At 66.2% G+C, this 12,307-nt stretch carries 10 protein-coding genes; 6 read left to right on the plus strand and 4 right to left on the minus strand.

Features of this window, described 5'->3' with window-relative positions; translation table 11 throughout:
• Nucleotides 1–49 precede the first annotated feature (49 nt).
• Both ctaD and AC2VON_RS04765 read right to left on the minus strand, forming a co-directional pair.
• Nucleotides 50–1,774, minus strand: coding sequence for an aa3-type cytochrome oxidase subunit I (gene ctaD / locus AC2VON_RS04760; protein ID WP_486951910.1), 1,725 nt, complete (start codon nucleotides 1,772–1,774; stop codon nucleotides 50–52).
• 320 nt (nucleotides 1,775–2,094) lie between these two features.
• Nucleotides 2,095–2,472: a carboxymuconolactone decarboxylase family protein gene (locus AC2VON_RS04765; RefSeq protein ID WP_486951911.1), complete on the minus strand. Its 378-nt coding sequence runs from the start codon at nucleotides 2,470–2,472 to the stop codon at nucleotides 2,095–2,097.
• Between the two features lie 130 nt (nucleotides 2,473–2,602).
• Between AC2VON_RS04765 and AC2VON_RS04770 the strand changes: the two genes are divergently transcribed.
• The 6 genes from AC2VON_RS04770 (at nucleotide 2,603) to cydC (ending at nucleotide 9,441) form a co-directional block, all read left to right on the plus strand.
• A complete protein-coding gene (locus tag AC2VON_RS04770; protein ID WP_486951912.1) occupies nucleotides 2,603–2,872 on the plus strand; it encodes a metal-sensitive transcriptional regulator in 270 nt (89 codons plus the stop codon).
• Nucleotides 2,873–2,963: 91 nt separating this feature from the next.
• Entirely contained in the window at nucleotides 2,964–3,362 is a 399-nt protein-coding gene (locus AC2VON_RS04775) for a DUF302 domain-containing protein (protein WP_486951919.1), read from the plus strand.
• Between the two features lie 121 nt (nucleotides 3,363–3,483).
• On the plus strand, nucleotides 3,484–4,986 hold the full coding sequence (locus tag AC2VON_RS04780; RefSeq protein ID WP_486951913.1) for a cytochrome ubiquinol oxidase subunit I: 1,503 nt from the start codon (nucleotides 3,484–3,486) through the stop codon (nucleotides 4,984–4,986).
• A gap of 33 nt (nucleotides 4,987–5,019) precedes the next feature.
• Complete coding sequence (gene cydB / locus AC2VON_RS04785; protein ID WP_486951914.1) at nucleotides 5,020–6,066, plus strand: cytochrome d ubiquinol oxidase subunit II; 1,047 nt, start codon at nucleotides 5,020–5,022, stop codon at nucleotides 6,064–6,066.
• A complete protein-coding gene (cydD, locus tag AC2VON_RS04790; RefSeq protein ID WP_486951915.1) occupies nucleotides 6,063–7,721 on the plus strand; it encodes a thiol reductant ABC exporter subunit CydD in 1,659 nt (552 codons plus the stop codon). The genes cydB and cydD overlap by 4 nt, the downstream gene beginning before the upstream one ends.
• A complete protein-coding gene (cydC, locus tag AC2VON_RS04795; RefSeq protein ID WP_486951916.1) occupies nucleotides 7,708–9,441 on the plus strand; it encodes a thiol reductant ABC exporter subunit CydC in 1,734 nt (577 codons plus the stop codon). Before cydD ends, cydC begins: the two co-directional genes overlap by 14 nt.
• Here cydC and AC2VON_RS04800 read toward each other — a convergent pair.
• On the minus strand, nucleotides 9,416–10,519 hold the full coding sequence (locus AC2VON_RS04800) for a hypothetical protein (protein WP_486951917.1): 1,104 nt from the start codon (nucleotides 10,517–10,519) through the stop codon (nucleotides 9,416–9,418). The genes cydC and AC2VON_RS04800 overlap by 26 nt on opposite strands.
• Before the next feature lie 34 nt (nucleotides 10,520–10,553).
• Nucleotides 10,554–12,035 (minus strand): YeeE/YedE thiosulfate transporter family protein, encoded by a 1,482-nt coding sequence (locus AC2VON_RS04805; protein ID WP_486951918.1) that lies wholly within the window; start codon nucleotides 12,033–12,035, stop codon nucleotides 10,554–10,556.
• Between the last annotated feature and the right edge of the window lie 272 nt (nucleotides 12,036–12,307).

Raw genomic sequence — 12,307 nt, forward strand, 5'->3', positions numbered from 1 at the left:
GGCTGATCGACGCCGGTGACGGTGATCAACACCGGCACCTTGGCCGTACTCAGGTTGACGACACCCCGGCCAACTCGTCGTCGTGGCGGCGGCCGACGTGCGCCTCGGCGCGCATCCGCTCCACCATGTGCGGGTAGTGCAGCTCGAACGCCGGGCGCTCCGAACGGATCCGGGGCAGCTCGGTGAAGTTGTGCCGCGGCGGCGGGCAACTGGTCGCCCACTCCAGCGAGTTGCCATACCCCCACGGGTCATCGACGGTGACCACCTCACCGTAACGCCAGCTTTTGAACACGTTCCAGGCGAACACCAGCATCGACGCGCCCAGAATGAACGATCCGACGGTGGAGACGACGTTCAGGCCCTGGAAACCGTCGGTGGGCAGGTAATCGGCGTAGCGGCGCGGCATGCCCTCATTGCCCAGCCAGTGCTGCACCAAAAACGTGGTGTTGAACCCAATGAAGGTCAGCCAGAAGTGCAGCTTGCCCAGCCGCTCATCGAGCAGCCGACCGGTCATCTTCGGAAACCAGAAATAGACACCGGCGAAGGTGGAGAACACGATGGTGCCGAACAGCGTGTAGTGAAAGTGGGCCACCACGAAGTAGGAGTCGTGGACGTGAAAGTCCAGCGGCGGGCTGGCCAACAGCACACCGGACAAACCGCCCAGCAAAAACGTGACCACAAAGCCGACCGAGAACAGCATCGGCGTCTCGAACGTCAGCTGACCCTTCCACATGGTGCCGATCCAGTTGAAGAACTTGATCCCCGTCGGCACCGCAATCAGATACGAGGTGATGGTGAAAAACGGCAGCAGCACCGCGCCGGTGGCGAACATGTGATGCGCCCACACCGCCGTGGACAGCCCGGCAATGGCAATTGTCGCGTAGACCATGGTGGTGTATCCGAACAGCGGCTTGCGGGAGAACACCGGGAAGATCTCGGTGACGATCCCGAAGAACGGCAGCGCGACAATGTAGACCTCCGGGTGGCCGAAGAACCAGAACAGGTGCTGCCACAGGATCGCCCCGCCATTGGCTGCGTCGTAGAGATGCCCGCCGAGGTGCCGGTCGTAGGCGAGGCCGATCAGCGCCGCGGTCAGGATCGGAAAAGCCGACAACACCATGATCGAAGTGATCAAGATGTTCCAGGTGAAGATCGGCATCCGGAACATCGTCATACCGGGCGCGCGCATGCACACCACCGTGGTGATCATGTTGACCGCGCCCAGGATGGTGCCTAGTCCCGAGATAACCAAACCCATGATCCACAGATCCCCACCGGCGCCGGGGGAGTGCACGCTGCCGCTGAGCGGGGTGTAGGCGGTCCAACCGAAGTCGGCGGCCCCGCCCGGGGTGATGAAGCCGGCCATTGCGATCGCGGCGCCGAAGGCGAACAGCCAAAACGAGAACGCATTGATCCGCGGGAACGCCACATCGGGGGCGCCGATCTGCAGCGGCAGCACCAGGTTGGCAAAGCCGAACACGATCGGGGTGGCATAAAACAGCAACATGATGGTGCCGTGCATGGTGAACAGCTGGTTGTACTGCTCGTTGGACAAAAACTGCAGACCGGGCGCGGCCAGCTCGGCGCGCATGAACAAGGCCATCAGCCCGCCGAGGAAAAACAGTGCATAGCAGGTGACGACGTACATGATGCCGATCAGCTTGTGATCGGTGGTCGTCACCAGCTTATAGACGAGTGTGCCCTTCGGGCCCAGCCGCGCCGGAAACGGTCGATGGGCTTGCAATGACGCGACAGATAGTGCTTCAGCAGTCATGACGTCTCGCTACCCCACGATGGATGGGCATGTGCCTCTCCCCTCCTTCTTACCGGCGGTCGATCACCCAGCGCTGCGCTGCTTGTTGCGTCGTGCCCACCACGGCCGGCCACGCTGGGTTGCGGGTTGGTCTGCGACGTCGTTACAGCAGGTGCATCGCTGGCTAGGCGGCAGCGATTCCATGACGTCGTCGGCATGGCGGCCACAACCCGCCCAGGTGGTCTTACCGCAGGCTCGGCAACGGACCGGATAGCACATGGTGACTCCGGATCATGTGAGAGCTGTTGGGCGGCGCAGCCACATGGCACTCATGATGGCGCTCACTGGGGTGATCCCGCCGGGGCACTGGCGGCGTCGGCGAATTCGCAGAAGGCGTCGTAGGCCCGGGCGCCGTAGATGGTGGCCGGGCCACCGTGCATCAAGATGCTGACACCGATGGCTTCAGCGGCTTCTTCTTTGGAGGCTCCGGCACGAGCGGCGCCCCGGGTGTGCGAGGCGATGCAGCCATCGCAGCCGGCTACGATCCCGATGGCGACCGCGATGAGCTCTTTGACTTTTTTGTCCAATGCGCCCGAGGCCAGCGCGGCGCTGCTCATCTCGCCGAATCCGCGGTAGACCCCCGGGATCATCTGCCGCAACGCACGGTGCTGCGGGTTGAGGTCATCGAGTACGTCGTGGTAGTGGTTGTGTTCGTCCATGACGGCGATGATACCTATACCGGTAGTGGTATGCTACTCAAACGGTCTGACGGATCAAGCGCGTGGGCGCTTGTCAGCCACTATACCCCAGGGGGTACAATTGCCGAGTCAGTCGGATGTGGAGGAAACAATGCTCGATGACGAGGATGGCATCACCGCGGTGCTCAACAGGTTGCGGCGCGCCCAAGGGCAGCTAGCCGGGGTGATCGCCATGATCGAACAGGGCCGCGGTTGCAAAGACGTGGTGACCCAGCTGGCGGCGGTGTCGCGCGCCCTTGACCGGGCCGGCTTCAAGATCGTTGCCTCCGGGCTTCGGGACTGCATCATCGGCACCGGCTCGGGCGACGGGCCGCGGTTGACCGAAACCGAACTGGAAAAGCTTTTTTTGAGCCTGGCTTAGGCTTAGGTCTGGCCTGGTTCCCACCGCATGCGTCCATCGTCAACCGGCGCCGTCACACAGAGGACACAGAGGAGAAACGAACATGAAGGAAATGACCTTGGGGATCAGTACCACGTTGCACACCTCGTTCGCCGACGCCGTGGAGCGGACGACTCGGGCGCTGGCCGATCAAGGTTTCGGTGTGCTGACCAAGATCGACGTCGCGGCCACACTGAAACAAAAGCTCGGCCAGGACATGGAGGACTATCTCATCCTTGGGGCCTGCAACCCCCAGCTGGCACACCGCGCTTTGGATGTGGATCGCCAGATCGGCCAGTTGATGCCGTGCAACGTCGTGGTTCGGGCCGACCCGGCCGATAGCCGAGGCGACACGGTCATCGTCGAGGCGATGGACCCGCAACTCATGGTGCAGGTAACCGGCCAGCCGAGCCTGCAAGATATGGCCGACCAAGCCACCGCCAAGCTACGCGCCGCCATCAGTGCCCTCTGAACCCAGCTGTGGCCCCGTCCAACCCAACCCACGGCCGGGAAGCAGCTGATCGGCTGCCGAGTGGACGGCTGACTACGACACTGCGTAGTCTGCGATGAGTGTCTAGCTCGGGAGGTCGCCGATGAACACCCTTGATGTTTCCCGGTGGCAGTTCGGCATCACCACCGTCTACCACTACATCTTCGTGCCGCTGACCATCGGTCTGGCGCCGCTGGTGGCCGTGATGCAGACGGTGTGGACGATCACCGACAATCCGGCCTGGTATCGGCTCACCAAGTTCTTCGGCAAGCTGTTTTTGATCAACTTCGCGCTGGGGGTGGCCACCGGTATCGTGCAGGAGTTCCAGTTCGGCATGAACTGGAGCGAGTACTCCCGGTTCGTCGGCGACGTCTTCGGCGCCCCGCTGGCCATGGAGGGCTTGGCGGCGTTCTTCTTCGAGTCGACGTTCATCGGATTGTGGATCTTCGGTTGGGGCCGCCTGCCGCGCTGGGTGCACCTGGCCTGCATCTGGATCGTGGCGATCGCGACCAACGCATCGGCGTATTTCATCATCGTGGCCAACTCGTTCATGCAGCACCCGGTCGGCGCCCACTACAACCCGGAAACTCACCGCGCCGAGTTGGACAACATCGCCGCGCTGTTCGCCAACAACACTGCGCAAGCGGCGGTTTCGCACGCCATCGGCGGCGCGTTCGCCACCGCGGGGGCATTTGTCGCCGCGGTGAGTGCCTGGTGGATGGTCCGGTCGCAGAACCGGACCGCTACCCCGGGCACCCCGGGCACCCCGGGTACCGATGCGGCAGCAGTGCAAACCGATGCCCGCACCATGTACCGCCCGGCGACAATCCTGGGCTGCTGGGTGGCGCTGGTCGCCGCGGTGGGGTTGTTTTTCACCGGTGATGCCCAGGGCAAGCTGATGTTTGTCCAGCAGCCGATGAAGATGGCGTCGGCGGAAACGTTGTGCAACACCGAAATCGACCCGCCGATGTCGATCCTGACCATCGGGACACATAACAATTGCGGCCACGTCTACCGCGTGATCGACGTGCACTACGCGCTGTCGTTTTTGGCCAAAGGACGATTCAGCGATGTCCAGCTGCAGGGTGTGCGTGACGTCCAGCAGAACTACGAGCAGCGATTCGGGCCGAACGATTACCGGCCCAACCTGTTCGTCACCTACTGGTCGTTTCGGGCGATGATCGGGCTGCTGGCGATTCCGGTGCTGTTCGCGATGGCCGCGCTGTGGCTGACCCGAGGTGGCAGAGTCCCGGTTCGGCGGTGGTTTTCCTGGTTTGCGTTGCTGACCATCCCCACGCCGTTCTTGGCCAACTGCGCGGGGTGGGTTTTCACCGAGATGGGGCGCCAACCGTGGGTCGTGGCTCCCAACCCGACGGGTGACCAACTGATCCATCTCACCGTCGCCGAAGGTGTGTCGAATCACTCACCCGCCATGGTGGTCACGTCGCTGGCGATGTTCACCCTGGTCTACGGCGTACTGGCGGTCATCTGGTTCAGGCTGCTGCAACGCTACGTCGTCGAAGGGCCGCAGGAGCACGACGCCGAACTCGCACCGCCGGCTCCGCCCGGTAGCGGCGAGGTGGCGCCGCTGTCGTTCGCCTACTGATATCCGAGGAGTCCGACGAGGAGGTAACGGGAGATGGGAATGCAAGAACTATGGTTCGGCCTCGTCGTGGTGCTGTTTCTCGGGTTCTTCATCCTGGAGGGCTTCGATTTCGGGGTGGGCATGCTGATGGAGCCGTTCGGCCGGGCCGGCACCGGCGACGCCGAGTCGCGTCGGCGTGCGGTGCTGAACACCATCGGCCCGGTCTGGGACGGCAACGAAGTCTGGCTGATCACCGCCGGTGGCGCGATGTTCGCGGCGTTTCCAGGCTGGTATGCCAGCGTGTTCTCGACGCTGTACCTGCCGCTGCTGGTGATCTTGTTCGGGATGATCGTGCGGGCGGTCGCCATCGAGTGGCGCGGCAAGATCGACGACCCGACGTGGCGGGCCTGGGCCGACTTCGGTATCGCCGCCGGGTCGTGGCTGCCCGCGGTGCTGTGGGGCGTGGCCTTCGCGGTGCTGGTCCGCGGGCTACCGGTGGATGCCGACCACCATATCCACCTGTCGGTCACAGATGTGCTCAATCCCTACACGCTGGTGGGCGGGCTGGCCACCGGCGGGTTGTTTTTGCTGTACGGCGCGGTGTTCGCGACGCTGAAAACCGCCGGCGCGATCCGCGACGACGCGCTGCGGTTCGCAGCGCGGTTGTCGCTGCCGGTGACCGCGCTGGTGGCTGGTTTCGGGTTGTGGACCCAGCTGGCTTACGGCAAGACCTGGACCTGGCTGGTGCTGGCGGTCGCGGTCGTCGCCCAGCTGACGGCGGTGGTGTTGGTGTGGCGCCGCAGCTTCGACGGCTGGGCATTCTTCTCGACCGCGGTGGTGGTCGCCGCGGTGGTGATCCTGCTGTTCGCTGCGCTGTACCCCAACCTGATGCCTTCCACGCTCAACCCGGCCTGGAGCCTGACGATCTACAACGCGTCGTCGAACCCCTACACGCTGAAGGTCATGACATGGGCGGCGCTGATCTTCGCCCCGTTGGCGATCGCCTACCAGGGTTGGACGTATTGGGTGCTGCGGCAACGGATCTCAGCTGAGCGGATACCCGCGTCGACTGGCCTGGAAAAACAACCGTCGCGAGGATGAGCCAAAGCCAAGCGCCGCTGGACCCGCGCTTGTGGCGGGCATCGACGGCGGTGCGCCGGTTTGTGGCCGCCACGGTGGCCTACGGTGTGGTGATCTCCGGCTGCGCGATCGCCTCGGCGATGATGTTGGCTCACATCGCCTCCCGGGTGATCACCGACCCGTCCACCCGCAGCGTCGAGCGTTGGCTGCCACTGATCTCGATCCTGGCGGCGCTGTGGGCTATTCGCACGGCGGCCCACTGGCTGCAGGCGCGGCTGGGCCAGCGGGGCGCCAGCGCGGTGATCGCCGATCTGGCAGGTCAGGTGCTGAAAGCGGTGACCGCACGCGCCCCCCGGGAACTGGCCGACCGGCGCGACGCCGCCGCGACGGTGGTGACCCGCGGCCTCGACGGGCTGCGCCCCTACTTCACCGCCTACCTGCCCGCGTTGGCACTGGCCGCGATCTTGACCCCGGCCACCGTGGCGGTGATTGCGCTCTACGACCTCGAGTCGACGGTCATCGTGGCGGTCACTTTGCCCTTGATCCCGATCTTCATGGTGCTGATCGGCCTGGCCACCGCCGACCGGTCAGCGGCCGCGCTGGCGGCCATGACGACCTTGCAGGCGCGGCTGCTGGATCTGATCGCCGGCATTCCCACGCTGCGCGCGCTGGGTCGGGTCGCCGGACCCGAGCATCGCATCGCCGAACTGTCGGCCGCCCACCGCCGTTCGGCGATGGCAACGCTGCGGATCGCCTTCTTGTCCGCCCTGGTGCTGGAGCTGCTGGGCATGCTCGGCGTTGCGCTCGTCGCGGTCAGCATCGGGCTGCGCCTGGTGTTCGGCCAGATGAGCCTGACCGCCGGGCTGACGGTGCTGCTGCTGGCGCCGGACGTGTACGTACCGCTGCGCCGGATCGGGGTGGAATACCACGCCGCCCAAGACGGCCGCGCCGCCGCCGACAAGGCTTTCGCCCTCATTGACGACTCCCCCTGCCCGGCCGCGGGACACCGGATCGTGTCCGCGCCTGATGCGGTGATCCGCGCCGACCGGCTCAGCGTCGCCGGCCGGGACGGCTTCGCGCCGCGTGATCTCACCGCGGTGATCGAGCCGGGCCAGGTGACGGTGCTGACCGGCGCCAACGGCGCCGGCAAGAGCACCACGCTGCAATGCGTCGCCGGGCTCACCGTGCCGACGTCGGGGCGGATCACCGTGTCCGGGATCGACGTCGCCGACCTGGACCCGGCCCGCTGGTGGCGTCAGCTGTCCTGGCTGCCGCAACGCCCGGTGCTGATCCCGGGTAGTGTCGCAGACAACCTGGCGCTCTTCGGTGAACTCCATGACGCAGAAATCGCCTGTGCTACATCGGGTTTCGACCTGGTGCTGGCGGAGCTGCCCGACGGCGCGGCGACGGAGCTCGGGCGCGGCGGTGTCGGGCTGTCGCTGGGGCAGCGCCAGCGGCTCGGCCTGGCCCGCGCGCTCGGATCACCCGCGCCGGTGCTGCTGCTCGACGAGCCGACCGCCCACCTGGACGCCGAGACCGAGGAGGCGGTGTTGCGGGCAGTCGTCGAGCGGGCGCGGGCCGGCGCTACGGTGGTCGTCGTCGGCCACCGTGACCCGGTGCTGGCGATCGGCGACCGGGTGGTCGACGTGGAGGCGAGCCGTTATGCGCCGGCCTGATCTGCTGACCGCCTCAACCCTGCTGCGCCCGCGGCTGCCCCGGCTGGTGCTGGCAGTCACGTTGGGGGTGTTGGCGCAGGCCAGCGCACTGGGCCTGGCCGGGGTGTCGGCCTGGCTGATCACCCGTGCCTGGCAGATGCCGCCGGTGCTGGACCTGTCAGTCGCCGTCGTCGCGGTGCGTTCACTGGCGATTTCCCGCGGAGTGCTGCACTACTGCGAGCGGCTGGCCACCCACGACGCCGCGCTGCGCGCGGCCGGCACCGCCCGCAGCACTATCTATCGCCGGCTGGCCCACGGGCCCGCAGACGTCGCGACCCGACTGCACAGCGGTGAGCTGGTGGCGCGGGTCGGCGCCGACGTCGACGTGCTGGCCGACGTGCTGGTGCGCGCCCTGCTGCCGATCGGGGTCGCGGTCGTGCTCAGCGTGGCCGCTGTGGCCGTGATTGCGGTGATCTCGCCGGCGGCCGGCGCGGTGTTGGCGGTCTGCCTGCTCGTCGCCGGGGTGATCGCGCCATGGCTGTCGGCACGAGCGGCGGCGGCGGGCGAAGGCGTGGCCCGCCGACACCTGGGGAAGCGTGACGTGGCGGCGATGCTCGCGCTGGAGCACGCCGGCGAGCTGCGCGTCAGCGGCAGACTGCCCGATATCGTCGCCGAGTCGCAGCGCCGGCAACGCGCCTGGGCCGACGCGATCGACGCCGCGGCGACACCGGCTGCGGTGGCCGCCGCCATGCCCACCGCAGCGATCGGGGTCAGCGTGATCGGCGCGGTGATAGCCGCGATCTCGATCGCGGCCGCAGTCGCGCCCACCACCCTGGCGATCCTGATGCTGTTGCCGCTGTCGGCATTCGAGACGACCACGGCGCTGCCGGCCGCGGCCATCCAGTTGATCCGGTCGCGGATCGCGGCGCGCCGGTTGCTCGAACTGTCTCCCACAGATCAGCCGGGCGCCCACCCGGATCACCCACCGGCGCAGTCCCATCCACCGTTGGCATACCGGCTGTGCGCCGCCGATATCCGCGTCGGCCACCACGCCGAGCGGTCGATTCTGGTGACGGTGGACCTGCAACCCGGCACCCGGCTCGCGGTCACCGGCGCCAGCGGCTCCGGCAAAACGACGCTGCTGATGACGCTGGCCGGCCTGTTACCGCCGCTGCACGGCAAGGCCGAGTTGGATGGGACCGCGCTCAGTGATTTCGACGAGAGCCAATTGCGCAACACCATAACCTTTTTCGCCGAAGACGCACACATCTTCGCCACCACCGTCCGCGACAACCTGCTGGTTGCCCGCCGCGGCTGCCGTGACGACGAGCTGATGGCGGTGCTGCACCTGGTCGGGCTCGGTGGGTGGCTGGCCGGCCTGCCGGACGGCTTGGCGACGGTGTTGTCCGGCGGCGCGCACGCAGTGTCCGCGGGTCAGCGCCGCCGGCTGCTGCTGGCCCGGGCACTGCTCTCGCCGGCGCGCATCGTGCTGCTCGACGAACCCACCGAGCACCTCGACGCCGCCGATGCCGAGGTGCTGCTGCGCAGGCTGCTCGAGCCGGAAGGCGGGCTGATCGGCGCAGAACGGACGGTGGTCGTGGCCACTCACCATCTGCCCGACGACATTGGCTGCCCGGAACTGAATCTCGATGACGGTGACTCCGGTGGCCGCTCGCCCGCACCGGTTCGAGCCGGACCGCGCCTTCGAGGCGCCGTCACCGCCACCGGAACGGGCGGTTGAGGGTCAACGTCCGCTCCGCGTTGGCATACCAACCCTGTGGAGCGTACTGGCTGGTGTGCAGATAGCACTGCACTCGCACATCACGACCGTCGGGGGTGTTCTCGGGATTGAAGGTGAGCAGGCGGCTCATGGGCAACGTGGTCAACGGCACGTGATAGCGGCTCAACGCGGCGACGTTGAGGAACCAGGTGCCCCAGCGGCGCTCGATGTGCGTCTTACCGCCGAGGGAATCGTCGGGATTGGTATGCGTGTGGCCGGCCAGCCACATGGCGACCCGACCGGGACGGGCTGCCAGAAATTTCTCGAATGCCCCCGAATCCGGTTTGCTGTCAACCCAGTACAGAAATGACGCACCCTGCGGGGTGCCCTGTTCGTAGGGGCGGTGGTAGTGCTCCTCCCAGCCTCCTGCCGGGTTCTTGTGCACACCTTCCCACTCGCCGGAGGCAACGGTGGTGTCTTTCAGGACGTAATGGTGGACTGCGATGATGATCGCAGCAGCGTTGTCATCGACCATTGACGTGAACCAGTTGAATGTCTCACCGCTGACCACGCCGCCGGGATTGCCCCCGAGTGGGCCCCGCCCGATGGACTGGGTGGGCTCGTTGCGGTCGCTCATCATCAAAAAGAGCAGATTGCCGATGCGAAACGAGTACCGCTCCCAGGTCCCCTCGACGGAGTAGGGACGCGCTGCGGGATCAACCCCGGAGAACTCGGTGTGCTCACCGAGCGGATCGACCCATTTCTGCCACCACCAGGCCTCTGGTTCCGCAAGGCCGCTGCGGTCGTGGTTTCCGCACACGCTGTAGATGTCTTCACGTCGATGGGTACGCAGGGCCGAGAACTGGTTACGGACCTCGCGCCCCTCGGCGTCGTCGGACAGGCTGTACTGAGCACCCGACATATCACCGACGTCGACGGCAACATCCCAGGAGAACGGCGGTCCACCCTCGGCGCCGCCGAATTCCGACTGCGAAATCGCCTCGGCAAGGCTGCTTCTGCCGAATCTCTTGTCCGTCCCGACGTGGGCGTCACCGAACGCCCAGAGCCGAAATGATGGTGTCTTCGCATCATCGGGCATCAGGTCGTGATTCCTCTGTATCGCATTCTGGACGTCAACGACGACCCTCCGTCGCACCGTGCCGCCGCTTGGCTGGTCCACCGCGACAGGCGATGGTTACCGCGATCACCAACAGCATCGGGATCGCCGCCGGCACCAGCACGTCGGCAAGTGTCAGCAGCCCCTCGGTCTGCCCGCCGGTCAGTACCGCACCGAGGGTGGTCATCCCGGCGAAGCCACTGAGCACGACACCGAGGAGCACGACCGCGTTCACGGTCATCGGCTCGTTTCGGTGGCTCGTTTGGGTGCGCGGCGATTGCCGGCCCGGGCCGCGGCTCGCGTCTCGATATACCAGCCGTGCCGTCGCCACCATGGCAGTCACCGTCGCCGCGGTGAACAGCCACCCGCTCAGCGCCAGTTGGATCCCGCCGCTCAGAATGTGGCCGCTGGTGCACCCACCGGCCATCCTGGCGCCGAAGAGCACCAGAAAGGACCCGCCGAAGCACCCGATCGCGCGTTTGACCGTGCTTGCGCCGAACCGGCTGCGCCACGTGGGTGGGACGATCGGGCGAAAGGCGGTGAAGCGCCGGCTGATGAACAGCGCGCAGATGAACCCGCCGAAAAAGACGCCGATGTCGGTGAACGGCTCCCAGCCGATATTGCTGAATACCTGTGTGCTGTAGGCGAAATGGGGCAACAGCAGGTGCCCGACAAACCACGAATACGTGGTGGACTGACCGAAGATCTGATGCAGGAAGACCGCCAGGACCGCGACCATGGCGATCGCGAACCCGACGATACTGATGGTTCGCGCATAAAAGTTCGCGGCGGGCACCTCGCGCGACGTCAGGCGCTGATACCAGTTGGGTCGCCGTGAGCCCATCGGATCGACCGCGCCTTCGGCAAGGTATCGCGCGGTGTCGCGCATGAGCACCAGGTCGTGCTCGTCCAGCGGATTGCTCGCCATGTGCCGAAAACAACTGTGCTTGCCGCCCTGATAGCGGGGCAGGAAGTACAGCAGCGTCAGGGCCACCGCCGCGTAGCCGAGCGCGACGACGAACGTCGGTAGCGGATGGATGTGCGCGACGTTGCCGGTAACCACCAGATCACCGAAGTTCGCCGCGCTGATCAGCCAGCGCCCGGCGGGTGTCTGGTAGAGGACCGTCCACGCCGCCGCTCCCAGCAGGCCGCCCGGAATCGCAGAGAGGACGTCACGGCGGCCCTCGCCGAGGGCGATCCACTCGCTGCCGGGAAAGTAGCCGCTGATGGCCACACCCACACCGAACAACAGGCCCCCCAAGGTCACTCCGTAGATATAGAGCGGCTTGGGCGAGAAATGCATCGCAAACCCCAGCGCGTAGAGCCCGTAGAGCACAACGGCGCCGATCGCTGTGACAAACGCAAAGCAGCCGATGAGCAGCCGGTCGACGAGCCTGGCCGTTCTGATCACGGTCTCGGGGTTACCAATTCCCCACAGTGCCGCGGGAATACCAAACGCAGCGCCGATGAAAAACCCCACCCAAAGCGGAGCGGTCACTTCCACCATGTCGATCCATTGTGGGGTAGGCGGGTGTGTAGATGGCACTAGCGTACCGAAGCGGTCACGGCCGCTGGTCGCGAAGGAGCCCAGGCGCAAAACGGCTAACATCATCCGATGAACGACCACCCGGATCCGAACCGAGTCCCGCGGTGGCGATGACGCTGAACAGCGCCCGTCTCGCGGCGTCGGCGCCGCTGGGTTTCTTGATCGGCTTGTCGCTGGGCGCGCTGGGCGGCGGCGGATCGATACTGGCGGTGCCGGCGCTGGTC

The organism is Mycobacterium sp. TH-M82 (assembly GCF_057473605.1).

Excerpts from the sequence above, each read along its gene's own strand:
- AC2VON_RS04775 (WP_486951919.1), top strand. The coding sequence starts at position 2,964 with ATGACCTTGGGGATCAGTACCACGTTGCACACCTCGTTCGCCGACGCC.
- cydB (WP_486951914.1), top strand. The coding sequence starts at position 5,020 with ATGGGAATGCAAGAACTATGGTTCGGCCTCGTCGTGGTGCTGTTTCTC.
- AC2VON_RS04765 (WP_486951911.1), bottom strand. The coding sequence starts at position 2,472 with ATGGACGAACACAACCACTACCACGACGTACTCGATGACCTCAACCCG.
- AC2VON_RS04800 (WP_486951917.1), bottom strand. The coding sequence starts at position 10,519 with ATGCCCGATGATGCGAAGACACCATCATTTCGGCTCTGGGCGTTCGGT.
- ctaD (WP_486951910.1), bottom strand. The coding sequence starts at position 1,774 with ATGACTGCTGAAGCACTATCTGTCGCGTCATTGCAAGCCCATCGACCG.
- cydC (WP_486951916.1), top strand. The coding sequence starts at position 7,708 with ATGCGCCGGCCTGATCTGCTGACCGCCTCAACCCTGCTGCGCCCGCGG.
- cydD (WP_486951915.1), top strand. The coding sequence starts at position 6,063 with ATGAGCCAAAGCCAAGCGCCGCTGGACCCGCGCTTGTGGCGGGCATCG.
- AC2VON_RS04780 (WP_486951913.1), top strand. The coding sequence starts at position 3,484 with ATGAACACCCTTGATGTTTCCCGGTGGCAGTTCGGCATCACCACCGTC.
- AC2VON_RS04770 (WP_486951912.1), top strand. The coding sequence starts at position 2,603 with ATGCTCGATGACGAGGATGGCATCACCGCGGTGCTCAACAGGTTGCGG.